Annotated in this window: 12 protein-coding genes; 7 read left to right on the top strand and 5 right to left on the bottom strand. The window is 63.8% G+C overall.

Going from position 1 to position 18,987, the window contains the following annotated elements; genetic code table 11:
- The first annotated feature begins 397 nt into the window (after positions 1 to 397).
- The 3 genes from CO664_RS00190 to CO664_RS00180 are packed head-to-tail and all read left to right on the top strand — an operon-like array spanning position 398 to position 5,444.
- Positions 398 to 1,603: an efflux RND transporter periplasmic adaptor subunit gene (locus tag CO664_RS00190; protein ID WP_097537644.1), complete on the top strand. Its 1,206-nt coding sequence runs from the start codon at positions 398 to 400 to the stop codon at positions 1,601 to 1,603.
- A gap of 10 nt (positions 1,604 to 1,613) precedes the next feature.
- Positions 1,614 to 4,760 carry an efflux RND transporter permease subunit gene (locus CO664_RS00185; protein ID WP_097537643.1) on the top strand — a complete coding sequence of 1,049 codons (3,147 nt, stop codon included), beginning with the start codon at positions 1,614 to 1,616 and terminating at the stop codon, positions 4,758 to 4,760.
- Positions 4,761 to 4,811: 51 nt separating this feature from the next.
- A complete protein-coding gene (locus CO664_RS00180) occupies positions 4,812 to 5,444 on the top strand; it encodes a TetR family transcriptional regulator (RefSeq protein ID WP_097537642.1) in 633 nt (210 codons plus the stop codon).
- Between the two features lie 14 nt (positions 5,445 to 5,458).
- Here the strand turns inward: CO664_RS00180 and CO664_RS00175 are convergent, their stop codons facing one another.
- Both CO664_RS00175 and CO664_RS00170 read right to left on the bottom strand, forming a co-directional pair.
- The gene (locus CO664_RS00175) at positions 5,459 to 5,845 is read right to left on the bottom strand and encodes a response regulator (protein WP_037422544.1); all 387 of its coding nucleotides are present in this window, start codon (positions 5,843 to 5,845) and stop codon (positions 5,459 to 5,461) included.
- Entirely contained in the window at positions 5,829 to 9,317 is a 3,489-nt protein-coding gene (locus CO664_RS00170) for a chemotaxis protein CheB (RefSeq protein ID WP_097537641.1), read from the bottom strand. The genes CO664_RS00175 and CO664_RS00170 overlap by 17 nt, the downstream gene beginning before the upstream one ends.
- A gap of 251 nt (positions 9,318 to 9,568) precedes the next feature.
- Here CO664_RS00170 and CO664_RS00165 point away from each other — a divergent pair, with 251 nt between their 5' ends.
- The gene (locus CO664_RS00165) at positions 9,569 to 10,579 is read left to right on the top strand and encodes a chemotaxis protein CheB (RefSeq protein ID WP_097538543.1); all 1,011 of its coding nucleotides are present in this window, start codon (positions 9,569 to 9,571) and stop codon (positions 10,577 to 10,579) included.
- A gap of 118 nt (positions 10,580 to 10,697) precedes the next feature.
- Here CO664_RS00165 and polA read toward each other — a convergent pair whose 3' ends face one another.
- A complete protein-coding gene (polA, locus tag CO664_RS00160; protein ID WP_097537640.1) occupies positions 10,698 to 13,712 on the bottom strand; it encodes a DNA polymerase I in 3,015 nt (1,004 codons plus the stop codon).
- A gap of 456 nt (positions 13,713 to 14,168) precedes the next feature.
- Here polA and CO664_RS00155 point away from each other — a divergent pair, with 456 nt between their 5' ends.
- The 3 genes from CO664_RS00155 to CO664_RS00145 all read left to right on the top strand — a co-directional run bounded on the left by CO664_RS00155 (position 14,169) and on the right by CO664_RS00145 (position 17,320).
- The gene (locus CO664_RS00155; RefSeq protein WP_097525647.1) at positions 14,169 to 14,612 is read left to right on the top strand and encodes a MarR family transcriptional regulator; all 444 of its coding nucleotides are present in this window, start codon (positions 14,169 to 14,171) and stop codon (positions 14,610 to 14,612) included.
- A 97-nt stretch (positions 14,613 to 14,709) separates the two neighbouring features.
- Positions 14,710 to 16,101: a M20/M25/M40 family metallo-hydrolase gene (locus CO664_RS00150; RefSeq protein WP_097537639.1), complete on the top strand. Its 1,392-nt coding sequence runs from the start codon at positions 14,710 to 14,712 to the stop codon at positions 16,099 to 16,101.
- 268 nt (positions 16,102 to 16,369) lie between these two features.
- Positions 16,370 to 17,320, top strand: coding sequence for a YbhN family protein (locus CO664_RS00145; protein ID WP_037422550.1), 951 nt, complete (start codon positions 16,370 to 16,372; stop codon positions 17,318 to 17,320).
- Between the two features lie 134 nt (positions 17,321 to 17,454).
- On the opposite strand, the gene CO664_RS00140 is transcribed toward CO664_RS00145, so the two are convergent.
- Positions 17,455 to 17,949, bottom strand: a complete 495-nt coding sequence (locus CO664_RS00140; protein WP_097537638.1) for a hypothetical protein — start codon at positions 17,947 to 17,949, stop codon at positions 17,455 to 17,457.
- A 105-nt stretch (positions 17,950 to 18,054) separates the two neighbouring features.
- Positions 18,055 to 18,942 carry a DMT family transporter gene (locus tag CO664_RS00135; protein WP_097537637.1) on the bottom strand — a complete coding sequence of 296 codons (888 nt, stop codon included), beginning with the start codon at positions 18,940 to 18,942 and terminating at the stop codon, positions 18,055 to 18,057.
- Positions 18,943 to 18,987 lie beyond the last annotated feature (45 nt).

The following is an 18,987-nucleotide window of genomic DNA, read 5'->3' as shown; positions in this document are numbered from 1 at the left end:
CGCAATCCAAGTTACGCTCGAAAGCGGCTCGGGGTTCAAGAGGGAGGGGCATGCGATACCGCGCTCGCCCCGTTCAGGCGGGTCCGCATTCTCGGGGGCCTAAGACGACATTGGCGTGGCAGCAGATGCGTGCCCCTCCTGGGGAGGGTCGCTCTGAAGCAATCACACATGCGTGATCAACCGAGGGCCGAAGCGACGAAGAGCCTGGGGCAATTGGCTTTTCTGCGGTTCCCCGCCTGTCGTCCCAGGCGGTTGCACTGCGCCCGAAATTAACATACATTCCTGTTTGTATATTAGCTTTCCGGTATCTTCCTTCGATTCCGGCTCCGCTTCATCTCCTTGACCGGACCGCGCGGCAGGCGCCGCGAGACGGTCCCTTTGCACATTGGACATTGCGATGCATATGACCCGACCGATACTGGCCGCCTCGCTGACAGCCGTGCTGCTTCTCGCCGGCTGCCAGAAGAACGACGAGCAGGCCGCGGCCCCGGCTTTTCCTCCGGCGGCGGTCGCCGTTTTCACGACCGCGGCGGAGCCTTTGCCGATCACCAACGAGCTGCCCGGCCGCATCACGCCGACGCGAATCGCCGAGGTTCGGCCGCGCGTTTCCGGCATCGTCGTCGAACGGGTGTTCGAGCAGGGCACGATGGTCAAGGAAGGCGACGTGCTCTACCGGATCGATCCGGCGCCGTTCCAGGTCAAGGTCGACAGTGCCGAGGCGACGCTGAAGCGGGCAATTGCCGTGCGCGACCAGGCCAAGCAGACCGCCGATCGGCAGTCGCGGCTGAAGGAGGCGCAGGTCGCGGCCGTCCAGCAATATGACGACGCGATCGCGACGCTCGCCCAGGCCGAGGCCGACATCGGCATTGCCGAGGCGGGCCTCGCGGAGGCGAAGCTCAACCTCCAATACGCCAATGTAACTGCGCCGATCAGCGGCCGCATCGGCCGGGCGCTGATCACCGAGGGTGCGCTGGTTAGCGCGAGCGACACACAGAACCTCGCAACCATTCAGCAGCTCGATCCCGTCTATGCCGACTTCACCCAGTCGGCGACCGACCTCATCCGGCTGCGCAAGGCACTTCAGGACGGCCAGCTGATCAGCGGCAAGAACGAAGCGGAGGTGCAGTTGATCCTCGACGACGGCACGCCCTATGGCTTAAAGGGCCGGCTGCTGTTCTCCGAAGCGGCGGTCGACGCGACCACCGGCCAGGTGACGCTGCGCGGCGAGTTTCCCAATCCCAACAACGATCTGCTGCCGGGCATGTATGTGCGCGTGCAGATCCAGCAAGGGCTGGAAAAGGACGCGATCACCGTTCCGCAGCAGGCGGTACAGCGCAACAATGCCGGCCAGTCGCAGGTCTATGTCGTCACTCCCGACAAGAAGATCGAGTTCCGCAACGTCACGCTGGGACGGACCGTCGGCGAGCGGTGGCAGGTCACCGCCGGCCTCAAGGCCGGTGAAAAGGTGATCGTCGAAGGCTTCCAGAAGATCGGCCCCGGCGCTCCCGTCGAACCCACCGATTGGAAGCCGGGCGCCAAGCCCGGCACCGAGCAGCAGAGTGCCGCGGCCGCCGGCGACAAGCCCGCCACCGCAGTGAAGTGAGAGCCTATCCATGCCCAGTTTTTTCATCGACAGGCCGATCTTTGCCTGGGTGGTGGCGATCTTCATCATGGTCGCCGGCATCATTGCGATCCCGCTCCTGCCGGTTTCGCAATATCCGGATGTCGCGCCGCCGCAGATCTCGATCAACACCACCTATCCCGGCGCCTCGTCGCAGGACACCTATCAGAGCGTCACGCGGCTGATCGAGGATGAGCTGAACGGCGTCGAGGGCCTGCTGTACTTCGAATCGACCTCGAGCGCGTCGGGCTCCGTCGAGATCAATGCGACCTTCGAGCCGGGCACCGACCCCAGCCAAGCCTCGGTCGACATCCAGAACCGGGTGCAACGCGTCGAGCCGCGGCTGCCCGATTCGGTGAAGCAGCAGGGCGTCCAGGTGGACGAGGCCGGCTCCGGCTTCCTTCTGATCATCTCGCTGACCTCGACCGACGGATCGATGGACGCGATCGGTCTCGGCGACTATCTGAGCCGCAACGTCTTGAGCGAAATCCAGCGCGTCCAGGGCGTCGGCCGCGCCCAGATGTTCGCGACCGAGCGCTCGATGCGCGTCTGGCTCGATCCGGACAAGATGCTCGGCCTCAACCTGACCGCCGCCGACGTGACCGCGGCCATCCAGGCGCAGAACGCCCAGATCGCTTCGGGCTCGATCGGCGCCCAGCCGAACCCGATCACCCAGCAGATCAGCGCCCCCGTGGTGATCAAGGGCCAGCTTTCCTCGCCGGAGGAATTCGGCGCCATCGTGCTTCGGGCGAACGCCGACGGCTCCGCCGTCCGGCTGCGCGACGTCGCCCGCATCGAAATCGGCGGCGAGAGCTATTCCTTCTCGACCCGCCTCAACGGCAAGCCCTCGGCCGCCATCGCCGTGCAGCTCTCGCCGAGCGGCAATGCGATCTCGACCTCGCAGGCGATCAAGGCGCGCATGGACGAGCTCGCCGAGTTCTTCCCGCCGGGGCTCGAATATTCAATCCCCTACGACACCTCGCCCTTCGTCGCCGTCTCGATCCAGAAGGTGGTGGAGACGCTCGTCGAAGCCATGGTGCTCGTCTTCCTGGTGATGTTCCTGTTCCTGCAGAACATCCGCTACACGATCATCCCGACGCTGGTCGTGCCGGTCGCCCTGCTCGGCACCTGCGCGGTCATGCTGGCGATGGGGTTCTCGATCAACGTCTTGACCATGTTCGGCATGGTGCTGGCGATCGGCATTCTCGTCGACGATGCGATCATCGTCGTCGAGAACGTCGAGCGCATCATGTCGGAGGAAGGGCTGACGCCGAAGGAGGCGACCCGCAAGGCGATGAAGCAGATCACCGGCGCGGTGATCGGCATCACCCTGGTGCTCGCCTCGGTGTTCATTCCGATGGCCTTCTTCCCGGGTGCCGTCGGTGTGATCTATCGCCAGTTCTCGCTGACCATGGTGGTTTCGATCCTGTTCTCGGCCTTCCTCGCCCTGTCGCTGACGCCGGCGCTCTGCGCGAGCTTCCTGAAGCAGGTCCCTAAGGGCCATCATCACGCCAAGCGCGGCTTCTTCGGCTGGTTCAACCGCAGCTTCGACCGGACCTCGCGCGGCTATACCGGCATGGTCGGACGCCTGGTGACGCGCACCGGCCGCTTCATGATCATCTACCTCGCACTGCTCGGCGGCCTCGCCTGGGCCTTCATGCAGCTCCCCTCCTCCTTCCTGCCGGACGAGGACCAGGGCTTCGTCATCGTCATGATGCAGCTGCCGTCGGAAGCGACCGGAAACCGGACGACCGAGGTCATTGAACAGGCGGAGCATATCTTCGGCCAGGAGAAGGCGGTCGACACGATTGTCGCCATCAACGGCTTCTCCTTCTTCGGCACCGGCCAGAACGCGGGCCTGGCCTTCGTGACGCTCAAGGACTGGAGCGAGCGCGATGCGGACAACGCGGCGCAGTCGATCGCCGGCCGCGCGACGATGGCGATGAGCCAGATCAAGGACGCGATCAGCTTCGCGCTGTCGCCGCCGGCAATCCAGGGCCTCGGCACGACCGGCGGCTTCTCCTTCCGGCTGCAGGACCGCGCCGGGCTCGGCGAAGCGGCGCTGGCTGAGGCACGCGACCAGCTTCTCGGTCTTGCCGCCCAGAGCAAGGTGGTGACGGGCGTTCGCTTCGAGGGCATGCCGGACGCGGCCCAGGTCAGCGTCAACATCGACCGCGAGAAGGCCAACACCTTCGGCGTGACCTTTGCCGACATCAACTCGACGATATCGACCAATCTCGGCTCGTCCTATGTCAACGACTTCCCGAATGCCGGCCGCATGCAGCGCGTGACGGTGCAGGCGGACGAGAACCAGCGCATGCAGACGGCCGATCTCCTGAACCTCAATGTCCGCAACTCGAACGGCGGCATGGTGCCGCTGTCGGCCTTTGCCAATATCGAATGGGTCAAGGCACCGACGCAGACGGTCGGCTACAATGGCTATCCGGCGGTCCGCATCAGCGGCGAGGCGGCTCCGGGCTACTCCTCCGGCGATGCGATCACCGAGATGGAGCGGCTGGTGGCTGAGCTTCCGCCAGGCTTCGGCTATGAATGGACCGGACAATCGCTGCAGGAGATCCAGTCGGGCTCACAGGCACCGCTGTTGATTGCGCTCTCCTGCCTGCTCGTCTTCCTGTGCCTTGCGGCGCTCTACGAGAGCTGGTCGATCCCCGTCTCGGTCATCATGGTCGTGCCGCTCGGCGTCATCGGCGCGGTGCTGGCGGTGATGATGCGCGACATGCCGAACGACGTCTACTTCAAGGTCGGCCTGATCGCGATCATCGGGCTTTCGGCGAAGAACGCCATCCTGATCATCGAGTTCGCCAAGGAGCTGCGCGAACAGGGCAAGCCGCTGATCGAGGCGACGCTCGAAGCCGTGCATCTGCGCTTCCGCCCGATCCTGATGACCTCGCTCGCCTTCACCCTCGGCGTCTTGCCGCTCGCGATCGCGACGGGCGCGAGCTCCGGCAGCCAACGCGCCATCGGCACCGGCGTCATGGGCGGGATGATCTCGGCAACGGTGCTGGCGATCTTCTTCGTGCCGGTGTTCTTCGTGTTCGTCATGAAGATCTTCGGGTGGAGAAAAGCAAGGGGCGCGGCACCTGTGGCCGCATCCGAGAGTGCCACACCCGCCGAGTAAGCGTATCAACGGCCCGCCCTCACCGGCGGGCCGTCCAGCAAGGAGAATGACATGCGCCGAACCAAGGCCGATGCCGAGGAAACCCGAAAGAAGATCCTGAGCGCCGCCGAGCGCGTCTTTTACAAGAAGGGTGTTTCGGGCACGACCCTCGACAAGGTTGCCAGCGAAGCGGGCGTGACCCGCGGCGCCATCTACTGGCATTTCGCCAATAAGACCGATCTTTTCCTGGCGCTCTACGATGCGGTGCCTTTGCCGCAGGAAGACATGATCGCCCGTGAGATCGAGACCGAGGCCTCCGACACGCTGGCGATCGTCGAGGCAGCGACCGGCGACTGGCTCGAAATGCTTGCGGTAGACGAGCAGCGGCAGCGCGTTCTCGCAATCATGCTCCGGTGCGACTACGACAATGAAATGTCCGCCGTGCTCGACCGCCAGAAGGAGATGAAGGAGCGCCACACCGCCATGCTCGAACTCGCCTTCGCCCGCGCGCTCGAGCGCGGGCAATTGCGCGACAACTGGACGCCGACTTCCGCCGTCCGCACGTTGCACTGGATGATGACGGGCCTCTGTACCGAATGGCTGCTCTTCGGCCGCTGTTTCGATCTCGCAACCGAGGGCCGCGACGCCCTCAAGCGCCTCTTCGACAGCTTCCGGCAGACTCTTCCCGCCCAGTCCGCCGCCTGAAGCGAACAGAAACCTCAGGCCGTCAGCATGCTTGCGGCGGCGCCAACGAGGTCCTGCTGGGTAGCCGGCTTGTCGACCACCACCGCGCCGTCGCATTTCCGTTGCATCGCGTCGGGCAGAGCTTGTCCGCTGTAGAACAGGAAGGGGATGCCGCGTTCGGCCAGCAGATCGCTGACATTCTCAGTCGTCGCATTCCCGAGGCGTATATCGAGCACGGCGAGAGAGAGCGGCTCGTTTCTGGCCGCATCCAAGGCGGCTTCCAGCGTCATGCATGGCCCGACAATGTCGGCGCCGGCGTCGCGGAATGCGGCCTCCATGTCGAGCGCGATCAGAAGCTCGTCCTCGGCGACCAGAATTCTGGCGCCGGCAAGAGGCAGGTTATGATCAGCTTTCCGCTCCATTTTGCGGGCTCTCCGGGAGCTTGATCTCGATTGTGCAGACGACGCCGTCTGGCCGGAAATCACGGTGCACCGTCGCTCCTGGCAAGCTCTTTTCGATCAACACGCCGCCGAAACCCTGTTCGGCCGGCGATTCGACCGGCGGACCACCGCGTTCTTCCCAAGTAACCGCCAGCCGCCGGTCATTGTTCCCCACCTTCCAGCGGAGGCTGACCTGCCCGTCTGCCGTGGCGAAAGCGCCGTATTTGGCAGCGTTAGTGGCAAGCTCGTGAAGGACGAGACCGAAGGGCGTGGCGATATCCGGCGTCAGCATGACCGGCTCTCCCTCTATCTGCAGCCTGCGCCCGTCGGTGCCCGTGTAGGCCTCGAGCTGGCTGAGTGCCAGGGCGCCGAGCTCGGCCCCGCTCCATTCCGAATCGACGAGAAGCTTGTGAGCGCTCGCCAAGGCGTCGAGGCGCCCTTCAAAACGCTCGACGAAGTCCTCGCTCGAATGAGTGGTGCGCAAGGTCTGGCGCGCCAAGGATTGCACGACGGCGAGCGTGTTCTTCACGCGATGGCTCAATTCGTTCAGCAACAGCTGCCGGCGCCGTTCCCAGCGCTTGCGATCGGTGATGTCGCGGGTGCTTTCCAGGACGAGCCGACGGTCGCCGAGCGGAACGAGCTCGATCTGGCTTTCCACCGTCAGCACCTGGCCGTCTTTCGTCGTGTGATGCAATTCGCCGCTCCAGCGGCCGGTTTCGAGCAGGGTTTTCCTCAGCTTGTCGAAGGATGAGCCCGGAACGGCAGTCTTGAGGAGCTGTTCTTTCTGCTTGCCGAGGGCTTCCTCGCGCGAATAGCCGTAGAGCTCTTCGCTGCCGCGGTTCCACTGCTTGATGCCGTCGTCGAAGTCCCAGACGAATATTGGCGAGCGAGACAGCTCGACCAGGCGCATTTCCTGGTCGAGGCGCTGTTCGCTTTCCCTCACTGCCGCTTCGGCATGACGGCGCTCGGAAATGTCGACAAAGGTCGCGACGACGCCATCAATCTTGTCGTCGATCGTGCGATAGGGACGCATTCGCACAAGATACCAGCCGTTGCCGTTGCTCTTGATCTCGCGTTCGATCGGCGCAAGGTTCTCCAAAACCGAGCGCGCATCCTCGGCCAGGCCGTCATATTTCAGATGATGGGTAAAGTCGGTGATCGGCCGTCCTTCGTCATTCTGGGTGACGTTGAAAATCTCCATCAGGCGCGGCGTGAAACGCTTGATACGGAGCGACGGGTTGAGGAAGAGCGTCGCGACGTCTGTTGCCGACATCAGGTTCTGCAGGTCGCTATGGGCTCGCGAAACGCTTTCGAGCTTCAGCTTGAGCTCGTTGTTGACGGTCTGCAGCTCTTCGTTGATCGACTGCAGTTCCTCCTTGCTCGTCTCGAGCTCTTCCGCCGTCGACCGATACTCCTCATTCATCGACTGAAGTTCTTCGTTGGCTGCACGCAGTTCCTCCGTGGCCGCCTCCGATTCTTCCCTCGTCGCGCGAAGCCGACTTTGCGCAAGTTGCAGTTCTTCCTGCAGTTGCCGCACGGCCTGCGTGGACGGAGGATGGCCGTCCACCCTCTCGGCGGGACCTGCGGATGGGTCGATCACATCGCCTTCGATGAACAGCACCAGGGCATGCCGGGTCGGGTCGCTTCCGTGGAGGACCGGCTTCACCTGAACGTAGACACGATGCGGCTGCCCGTCGAGTTGGGCGAGGATCGGCATGCTCAGGGTCGCTTCGTTCCGCTCGAAGGCGCGGTGGAGCGCTGCCCGAAGGTCGAATCGGAACTCCTCGCGCACGAGGTCCGTCGCATCGGTACTGACCGGCCCGCCCGATGGCCGTAGAAAGCGCCCGGCGTTCTCGGAAAGATGTATGGCGCGATGGCTTTCATCCACGAGCATGCTCGGCGGAGCGATCTTCTCGAGCATCTGCCTGTGCAAAGCGACGTCGCCGATCCTGCCGGTCGGCATCGGCGGCCGCGCGCTACTCGGCGCTCGCTCCAGCCCATGGTGGGGACCGACCAAAACGGGTAGAACCGGACGCCGGTCGCCGGCGCCTGGCACCGACCTGTAGATGCGTGCCTCGCGATCGACCATGCGGAAGAGCCCGTTCGGGTTGTCGGCGCTTTCCGACGATCCGAGGAAAAGGAAGCCTCCCGGATTGAGGGCGTAGTGAAAGATGGTGCATGCCTGCTGCTGGAGCTGTCGATCGAGATAGATCATGAGGTTGCGGCAGGAAATCATGTCGAGATGGGAAAAGGGCGGGTCTCGGAGCAGACTGTGGCTGGCAAACAGAACGACATCGCGCAGTTCGCGGCGCACCCGGTAGTGATCGCCTTCACGCTGGAAGAACCGCCGCAGTCTTTCCTCGCTAAGGTCGGTTTCGATCGTCACGGGAAAGCGCCCTTCACGGGCGATCGCGAGAGCGCCTGCATCGAGATCCGAGCCGAAAACCTGAATCTCCGGCGCGAGCTCGCGACGCGCCGCCTCCTCGAGGAGGAGGATGCCAATCGTATAGGTCTCCTCCCCCGTCGCGCAGCCGGGAACCCAGACCCGGATGCTGTCACCGGCCTCCCTTCCGTCAAACAATTGCGGAATGACTTTATTCGCAAGCGATTTGAAGGCCTCCGGATCGCGAAAAAATGTCGTAACCGATATTAGAAAGTCGCTGAACAGCGCCTGCGCTTCCTCCACGTTCTCGCGCATATAGGCGTAGTAATCGGCGAGCGTCTCCTTCCTGGTCACCTGCGCCCGCCGTCCGATGCGCCGAAGAATGGTGGCGCGCTTGTACTGCGAGAAATCATGTCCGGTCCGCACGCGCACATGCGCCAGGATCCGCCCGAGGAGATCTTCATCGCCGGATAGCACATGGCCGGGAGGAAGGTGGTCGCGGCTGGCCAGCAGTTCGCTGAGCCTCTCGGGAAGTTCGCGGATGGGAAGGACGAAGTCGGCGACTTCCGTGGCGATGGCATTGCGAGGCATCGAAGCATATTCCGCCTCGCGCGGATCCTGCACGAGCACGATGCCGCCGGCCTCCTTGATGGCCTTGACGCCGATCGAACCATCCGCCCCTGCGCCGGTGAGAACGACGGCGAAACCGGTTCCGTGCTGCTCGGCAAGCGACCGAAAGAAAACGTCGATCGGAGCGCGGGCTGCACGGGGCTGCTCGAATGGAAGCGCGGAGATGGAGCCGTCGGCGATCTTCAGCCGCCGATTTGGCGGGATGACATAGACGTGGTTGCTTTCCAGTTCCGCATGGTCCTCGATCTGCGTCACAGGCATCTGCGTGCGAGACGCCAGGATGCTGGCCAGTTCGCTCCGGGATCGCGGATCAAGGTGGATGATGACAACGAAGGCCGCACCGGTATCGGTCGACATGTGTTCGAAGAAGGTCTGAAGTGCCTGCACGCCCCCTGCCGAGGCTCCGATGCCAACTATCGGCGGATCGAATTTCTGATCCATGCTCAATCTCCCCGACAACGTTGCCCGATCAGCCACGCTCTTGGCTCGACGTGTCTTCCACTCCGGATTCGGATTTTGCGGCCATTCTACTTCGAACGGCGACTCCAGCGTAATTTGTTATAACAGCGGATCAAGCGGCCCAACAGAGGTGTTGGGAAAATCTTCCCCCTTACTCCTGCCATGGGGCACGGCACAATCCGACCGTCGAACCTATCCGCACGTGGAACGTTGTGGGAAGAATGGAGCATGCCATGGGCAGCCGCGACGTAATTGCTATTGGAGGGTCGACGGGGGCAATTGGCGCCGTCAAGCAGCTGCTTCGCGCGCTTCCTCCCGAATTCGCCGCCACCCTATTCATCGTCATTCATGTCGGCGCGCGCGGAAAGAACCTGCTCTCAGAGATCTTCAAGGAACACATCGCCGTTCCAGTGACGACGGCGAGCGACGGCGAGCGGATCGAAGCCGGTCATGTCTATGTCGCGCCCACTGACCATCATCTTCTCATCGTAGACGGTATCGTCAGGCTCGGCCGAGGACCGCGCGAGAATCTGGCTCGACCGGCGGTCGACCCGCTCTTCAGATCGGTTGGCATGACTTACGGCACCCGAGCCGTCGGAGTGGTCCTGACGGGGATGTTGAACGACGGCGCGGCGGGTCTTGCCGATCTCAAGCGCTGCGGCGGCGTAACCGTGGTGCAGAACCCGCAGGATGCGGCTGCACCCGACATGCCGCTCGGAGCCCTGAAGGCGAGCGACGTCGACTATCGCGCTTCGCTTGCGGATCTGCCTCAGCTGCTCGTCCAGCTCACGAGCGAGGCGGCCGGGCCGCCGGTTGCTATACCGGATGACCTCAGACTCGAGGTCGATATTGCGCTGGGCCGGCAGATCGACCCTGAAGCGATCGCCACCATTGCCGACGCCGTTCCCCTGTCCTGCCCCGCTTGCGGAGGCGTTCTTTCACAGATGAAGAGCTGGCCGCCGCTCCGCTTCCGTTGTCAGGTCGGTCATGCCTATACGTCAGATACGCTGGCGGCCGAGTCCGAGGGTTCCGTCGACGAGGCGATGCGGGTGGCGCTGCGGATCATCGAGGAAAGGGTGACACTCTGCGAAAAGATGGCCGACGATGCGCGGCGCAGCGGTCGAGACGCCGCAGCCGCCGCCAACACCCGGCGGGCCGACGAAGGCCGCGAGCATGCGGAAACCTTGCGCCGTGCCATTCTCGGCAAGACCGCCGGCGCGGCCGACGAGGTCGAGGATGCGTAGCACTGCCACGAGGCTGCCCCTCATCCGCCTGCCGGCACCTTCTCCCCGCAGGCGGGGAGAGGGTTAGGGTGAGGGGCCCTTGTGCGGAGGGCGACCCGGCAGCGGCTGTCAAAGGCTCCTAATGCGCCTCGTCCCAATTCTGCGCGGCGCGCGCGTCGACCTTCAGCGGCACCTTCATGTTGAGCGCCGGCATTGCGGCATTCTCCATCACCGAGACGATCACCGGAAGAGTGCGCTCGATTTCGCTCTCCTCGACCTCGAAGATCAATTCGTCGTGGACCTGGAGCAGCATGCGGGCGGAAAGCTTCGCCGCTTCCAGCGCCGGTTCCATCTTCACCATCGCCCGGCGGATGATGTCGGCGGCCGAGCCCTGGATCGGCGCGTTGATCGCCGCGCGCTCGTTGAAAGCGCGGTGCGAGGGATTGGAGGAGCGGATATCTGGGTAGTGGGCGCGGCGGCCGAAGATCGTTTCGACATAGCCGTGCTCGCGGGCAAAAGCCTTGGTGTTCTCCATATAGTCGCGAATGCCGGGGAAGCGCTCGAAATATCTCTTGATGTACTCGCCCGCTTCCGAGCGCTCTATCGAAAGCTGGTTGGCGAGCCCAAAGGCCGAGATGCCGTAGATGATGCCGAAATTGATCGCCTTGGCGCGGCGGCGGATCTCGCTCGGCATCCCCTCCACCGGCACGCCGAACATCTCCGATGCGGTCATCGCATGGATGTCGACGCCATCGGCAAAGGCTTGGCGAAGCTGCGGAATCTCGGCCACATGCGCCAAGACCCGCAGCTCGATCTGGCTGTAATCGGCCGACACCAGCCTGTGGCCCGGGGTCGCGATGAAGGCAGTCCGGATCTTGCGGCCCTCGGCGGTCCTCACCGGAATATTCTGCAGGTTCGGCTCGGAGGAGGAAAGCCGCCCCGTCGTGGTGGCGGCGAGCGCGTAGCAGGTGTGGACGCGCTTCGTCTCCGGATGCACGAATCCGGGCAAGGCGTCGGTATAGGTCGATTTCAGCTTGGTGAGCTGGCGCCAGTCGACGATCTTGCGCGGCAGTTCGTGTCCGACGGCGGCAAGCTCTTCGAGCACCGAAGCGGAGGTCGACCATTGACCGGTCTTCGTCTTCGAGCCGCCCGGCAAGCCCATCTTGCCGAACAGGATGTCGCCGAGCTGCTTCGGCGAGCCGATCGTGAAGGTCTCGCCGGCCAGCCGGTAGATCTCGTCTTCGAGCGCTGCGGCGCCCTGCGCCAGTTCGCCCGAAAGGCGCGAGAGGATCTGGCGGTCGACGGTGATGCCGCGCTCCTCCATCTGCGCCAAGACAGCGACCAGCGGCCTCTCGAGGCGTTCATAGACGCGCGTCAGGCCTTTGGCGGCCAGCCGCGGCTTCAATACATGCCAGAGACGAAGCGTCACCTCCGCGTCCTCGGCGGCGTAGGCGGTCGCCTTGTCGATGTCGACGAAATCGAAGCTCACCGACGCCTTGCCGGTGCCGGTGACGTCCTTGTAGGGGATAGGCACGTGGCCGAGCCAACGCTCGGAAAGCGAATCCATGCCGTGCCCGCCATTGCCGGCATCGACCACATAGGACATCAGCATGGTGTCGTCGAAGCTCTGCAGGACGATGCCGTGCCGCTTCATGACCAGATAGGCGTATTTCAGGTTCTGGGCGACCTTGAGCACCGACGGGTCTTCCAGCAGGACCTTTAGCCGGCTCAACGCCTCGCGCGCCGGCACCTGGTTTTCCACCAGGCCGCCGCCCAACAGATCGCTGACGCCGTTCCTGTGGATCAGCGGCATATAGGCGGCGCGGATGGTGCCGCCCAGGGGATTGTTGCCGTAATCGGCAAACGCCATCGAAAGGCCGACGAGCTCCGTCCGCATCGGGTCGAGCGAGTTGGTTTCCGCATCGAAACCGAGGACGCCCGCCTCACGGGCATCGGCGATCCAGCGGTCGAGGGTTGCGAGATCGCGGATCGTCACATAGGCCGAATGGTCGAAAGGCGCCTTGGCGAAATAGTCGGCGCGCGCCTGCGCCAGCTCCTGGGGCGTCGCTCCGGTGACATAGGCGTCACCCTTGCCCGTGAGGAAGGAAACCGCAGCCTTGGCGGCAGTGCCGCGCGGCGGCGAAGCGCTCGACGATGCCGGCGTCGGCGGCGGACCGGCCGCCTCGCCGACGTCGAGATCGGGCCCGTGCGCCTCGGCGCCCCATTCGACCGGCACATGCGCCGGTTCGATCGCCTCCGCATCCGTCTCGGTCGCCGCGGCGACGCGGCGCGTCAAAGTGTTGAATTCCATCGTCTTCAGGAAGGCGATCAGCCTCGGTCCGTCCTGCGAATCGAGCCGCAGATCCTCGAGCGGCACGTCGAGCGGCGTGTCCTTCTTCAGGGTGACGAGCTCGCGCGACAGGCGCGCCTTCTCGGCATTGGCGATGATCGCCTCGCGCCGCTTCTGCTGCTTGATCTCGCCGGCCCGCGAAAGCAGCGTGTCGAGGTCGCCATATTCTTCGAGGAGCTGGGCCGCCGTCTTCGGGCCGATGCCGGGAATGCCCGGAACATTGTCGGTGGAATCGCCGGTCATCGCCTGGAGGTCGATCATCTTCTCGGGTGGCACGCCCCATTTCTCGATGACGTCGGGAATGGTGATCTGCTTGTCCTTCATGCTGTCGTACATCGACACATTGGCGGTCACCAATTGCATGAGGTCCTTGTCGGAGGAAACGATGGTGACGCCGGCGCCCGCTTCCTCGGCGAGCCGCGCATAGGTGGCGATCAGGTCGTCGGCCTCGTAGCCTTCCTTCTCGATGCAGGGCAGGTTGAAGGCGCGGGTGGCGTGGCGGATCAGCCCGAATTGCGGGATCAGGTCCTCCGGCGGCGCCGTGCGGTTCGCTTTGTACTGGTCGTAAAGCGTGTTTCGGAAGGTCTTGGAGGAATAATCGAAGATCACCGCGAAATGGGTCGGCGTCACGCCGACCGACGTGTCGCGCGCATCGGTCAGCAACTTCCAGAGCATGTTGCAGAAGCCTGCCACCGCATTGACCGGAAGCCCGTCCGACTTGCGGTTGAGCGGCGGGATGGCGTGGAACGCCCGGAAGATGAAGCCCGAGCCGTCGACGAGGAAGAGATGATCACCGTTTTTCATGCGGCCATGGATAGCGCGGGGGGAGGCAAAGGTCCATTGCGGTTTTCGCCCGAAGCCTCACGGAAACGTTACGCATTTGTAATGTGCGGGCGGGCCGGACAATCCTTGAAAAGCCACATTTGAATCCTCAAATCAGGGTGAGCGGCACTGAAACGATGCCGTCGTCTGGTGATTGGCCTGTCCCCCGCCCGCACCAGATGTGGACAAAGGCCTCATCCCCCTCTCCGGGCCTTTGTCCCGCTTTCACGAAGCCGCTACGGCGCCGCCTCCGCGCCGTGGCGGTTTTTGTTTGGGGTTACTGCATGTCTCCTTGGATCGACCGAGGAGAAAGACATGCAGCAATCCAAAGTGCTACAGCGACCTTTGCGCGGCTGATAAGACGCGCGCCGCTGTAGATCCCACTCCATCGCCTGCTTTGTAACTTGTCTTCATGCCGATTCGGGCCTACGCATGGGCATGGCCTTCGATCGTATGGACTCCGCGACATATCTGGCCAGCCTGCTGGCAAGGAGCTTCTCGCGCGCGCTGCAGCAGCGGGCACAGAAGCTCGGTTTCGCCCCGGGGCAGTTTCCCATTCTGCTGGAACTGTGGGCCGTAGACGGGCTGACTCAGAAGCAGCTTCTCGACCGCCTCGACATCGAACAGGCGACCATGGCCAATACGCTCGCCCGTATGGAGCGCGACGGACTCGTCATCCGCCGCAAGCATCCGAACGACCGGCGCTCGCAGCAGATCTTCCTGACGGAGCAGGCCCGGGGCATGGAGGCGGCGGCGAAGGAGGCGGCACTGGCGGCGGAGCAATCCCTGCTCTCCGGCTTCCGGCGCTTCGAGAAGGAGCTCATGCTCGAATATATGCGTATGGCGCTCGCCAATGCGGCGCGCAGCGGCGACGCCTCCTGACTGCCATCCGGACAATTTGTCGTTGCATCAAAAGATTTCGCTTAAAGCCGCCTCCATTCGATTCTAGGTTCGCCCGCGAAACCCACAAAGGATTCGCATGATGGCAGACATCACCCCCGTGCTCGAGCGCGCCGACGCAAACCTTCCTGAGAGCCTTGAGCGGCTATTCGATCTCGTCCGCATCCAGTCCATCTCGACCGACCCCGCCTTCAAGGCCGAGTGCCGCAGGGCGGCCGAATGGCTGGTGGCCGAACTCCAAGCTCTCGGCTTCGAAGCCGCGGTGCGCGACACGCCCGGCCATCCGATGGTGGTCGCCCATCATGCCGCCGCAAAAGCGAGCGCCCCGCATCTGCTCTTCTACGGCCACTACGACGTCCAGCCGGTCGATCCGCTCAACCTCTGGGAGGCTCCTCCCTTCGAGCCGGGGATCAAGGAACTCGAGCCCGGCCGGAAAGTGATCACCGGTCGCGGCACCTCCGACGACAAGGGGCAGCTTATGACCTTCGTCGAGGCAGTGCGAGCCTATAAGGAGACGCAGGGGGCGCTTCCCTGCCGCATCACCATTCTCTTCGAAGGCGAAGAGGAATCCGGCTCGCCCTCGCTGAAACCCTTCCTCGAGGCGAATGCCGCCGAGCTCAAGGCCGACTATGCGCTGATCTGCGACACCGGCATGTGGGACCGCGAGACGCCGGCGATCTCGGCGGGCCTGCGCGGTCTCGTGGGCGAAGAGATCATCGTCAAGGCGGCGGACCGCGACCTGCACTCGGGCCTTTTCGGCGGGGCCGCGGCCAACCCGATCCACATTCTCACCGACATCTTGGCCGGATTGCACGACAAAACCGGCCGCGTGACACTCGACAATTTCTATGACGGCGTCGAGGAGACGCCGGCCGAGATCAAGGCGAGCTGGGAAATGCTCGGCCGCACGGCGGAGAAATTCCTTGGCGATGTCGGTCTTTCCATTCCCTCCGGCGAGAACGGGCGCTCGGTGCTGGAACTGACCTGGGCGCGCCCGACTGCGGAGGTCAACGGCATCACCGGCGGATATACCGGCGAAGGCTTCAAGACGGTGATCGCCGCGCAAGCCTCCGCCAAGGTCTCCTTCCGCCTCGTCGGCGACCAGGATCCGGCAAAGATTCGCGAGAGCTTCCGCGCCTATGTCCGCTCGAAGATTCCTGCGGACTGCTCGGTCGAGTTCCTCGGCCATGGTGCTTCGCCGGCTATCCATCTTCCCTACGACTCGGCGCTTCTCACCACCGCCAAGACGGCGCTCTCCGCCGAATGGCCGAAGCCGGCGATCGTCGTCGGCATGGGCGGCTCCATCCCGATCGTCGGCGACTTCCAGAAGATGCTCGGCATGGAATCGCTGCTCGTCGGCTTCGGCCTCGCCGACGACCGCATCCACTCGCCCAACGAGAAGTACGAGCTGACATCCTTCCACAAAGGCATTCGCTCCTGGATCCGCATCCTTGATGCGCTTGCGGCATGACTCTCGTTAGCCGCTGCGAAGGCGTTCGCGGCGGCTGACCCTCAATGAAAGGACATCCAATCAGATATCCGGCCAGCGCTGCTTGACCTCACCGCGCCGGAATGCTTCCCTTTTGAAAAGCACAGAATGGGAATGGGCTGTTGGCAAGGGTGAGTATCGAGGCATCGCGTCTCCAGCGCGATTCTTTCTGCGACGGCGGATATGCCCGTTCTGGCAACGCCCTTCATGCCTGCACAAGCCGCGGTCGATCCATCGCCCTGGCGCCAGCATGACACGGCTAAAGGCATATTTCTGGCCCGCCGTGGGGCTGGCGGCAATCGTTTTTTCGGTGCGTGCGCTGGTCCATGAACTGCGTGGACTTTCACTGAACGAGTTCATTGTCAGTTTCCAAGCGATCTCGATCGGAAGCTGGTCGCTGGCCATAGGTTCGACCCTCGTCGCCTATGCGGCCCTTGCCGCCTATGACAAGCTGGCGCTCGACCATCTCGGCCACCGCATCTCGATCTGGTTCATCACGCTCTGCTCGTTCACGACCTATGCGCTGTCGCACAATCTCGGCGCCTCGGTGTTCTCCGGCGCCGTGGTGCGCTATCGCGCCTACCGTTCCAAGGGGCTGACGCCCGGCGAGATCGGCATTCTCGTCGCCTTCTGCTCCTTCACGTTCACCCTCGGCACGCTGATGCTGTCGGCAATCGTGCTGCTCGCCAAGCCGGACATCATCGAACGCTTTGCCGAGGTGCTGCCGATCGAGATGTCGCTGACGACGGGCGGCCTGCTCCTGACGTTTATCGGTCTTTACATCCTCGGGAGCCTGGTCGGGCTTCGGCCGCTGCGCACCCGATGGTTCCAGCTTCACTACCCGCGGCCGGCGATCGTGCTCCGGCAACTGGTGATCGCCCCGGTCGAACTGCTGGGCGCCGCCGGCATCATTTACTTCGCGCTGCCGGAAGCCGGCAATCCCGGCTATGTCGTCGTTCTCGGCATCTTCCTCGCCTCCTTCTCGGCGGCGCTGCTCTCCCACGCGCCGGGGGGGCTCGGCGTGCTCGAACTCGTCTTCATCGCCGCACTGCCCGAGATGGATCCGGCCGACGTGCTGGCGGCGCTGGCAATCTTTCGGCTGCTTTATCTTTTGATCCCGTTCGTCTTGGCGCTTGTCATCATCTTCGTCTTCGAGCATTCGCGCTTTCTGGAGCAGCGGGACGCGAAGGGTCGTAGCTGAGATCGCCGGATCGGGAGCCTTGCCCCTCATCCCGCTGGCGCGATCTTCTCCCTGCATGCGGGTCGAAGGGGTATGCCGCGCCGGCTTCCGTTCCCTCTCCCGTCATTACGGGTGAGCGGCAAATGCAAGCGCCCTCACGGCGCGTTGCACTCTCCCGGAATCGCCTCGTCGATCGGTCCCTCTGCCGCCTCGAGGCGCGCCGTCTCGATCTGGTAGGGTGTGAACGGCGGGACCTGCGGCGAGGGATTGATGATCCGTGCGACATAGCAGCCGGAGAAGAAGCGGATCTTGCCTTGCTGCTCGACCGACTTGATCGCCACCGGCACGGCCGAGTAGATGCTGCCGGCGGCACCCTCGGTCGTCACCTTTCCGATCCGGATGTCAACCGATTCGGTCTTGGCGTAACCATCGGCGAAGGCCTTGAACTCGCCGACCGGCTTCGAATCGCCGAAATAGGCATAGGCCCTGGCATATTCCTTGCGGTTGATGGCGTTATAGAGCGAGCGAACGAGCGCCGCCCCGTCGGAACGGTCGTCGACATAAGGGATGGATTCTTGCGCCCTGACCTCGGCGCTCACCGCCGCCAGGGCTGCTGCCAATAATGGCAGCATGATCGAACGAAGCCTCATCGTCTTCCTTTCGCAAGGATGAACATGGCCGGCCGAATCGCCGACCAAAGGCCCGTAGGATTGGTCATGATCACGACGATTTTGAGTTGAGGCGACCGAACCGTCCTATGCCGGCGGCAGTCCCGCCTTGCGCCTTGCGACCACCCGCTCGCGCCAGACGGTGAAGATGCCGGCCGCCACTACCAGCAGCGATCCGAGGATCATGTTCGCCGTCAGGGTCTCTCCGAAGATCGTCACACCCATGATCGAGGCGAAGACGAGCTGAAGATAGGTGAGCGGCTGCACCGCCACCGCATCGAGCAGGTCGTAGGCGCGGATGAGGAAATAGTGGCTCAGGCTGCCGGTGACGCAGAGGAGGATCATCCACACCCAGTCCGGATCGGACAGCGTCGCCCAGAAGAACGGGCCGACGAGGCTGATCGCCGCGGCGCCGACGACGCCGGTGTAGAAGAAGCTGGTCATCGCCGAATCCTCGCGGCTGACGAGCCGCGTCGTGATCGCATAGACCGCGAACATCAGCGCCCCGGCGAGCGGCAAGAGGAAATCGACGTCGAACGTTCCCTCTCCCGGCTTCAGGATCAAGAGTACGCCGACGAGGCCGGCCGTGATCGCCGACCAGCGGCGCCAGCCGACGCGCTCGCCGAGAAGCGGCATCGACAGCAAGGCGACGAAGATCGGCGTGGCCGCCAGGATTGCCTGCGAATGGGCAAGGCCCACGACCGTGAAGGCGGTGATCACCACGACGATCTGCGCCGGCAGCAGCACGCCGCGCGATATTTGCAGCAGCGGCCTCTTCGTCACCGCGGTGGCGCGGAGCCCTGCCGGCGACCGCCACGCCAGCGTGACGGCAAAGGCGGCAAAGGCCCAGTAGCGGATCATCGCCACGAAGACCGGCGGATAGTTGGAGCCGAGATGTTTGGAAAGCCCGTCCTGGATCGAGAAGATGACGATCGCCAGCAGCGCGAAGACGTAGCCGTTAGCCTTGGATCCCATGGGCTCGTCGATACACGCGTCCAGCAGCTTAAACCACGACTTTCT

It is taken from the genome of Sinorhizobium sp. NG07B (genome assembly GCF_002532005.1).
Lineage (GTDB): Bacteria > Pseudomonadota > Alphaproteobacteria > Rhizobiales > Rhizobiaceae > Sinorhizobium > Sinorhizobium fredii_C.
This window is presented reverse-complemented; position numbering and strand designations above follow the sequence as displayed.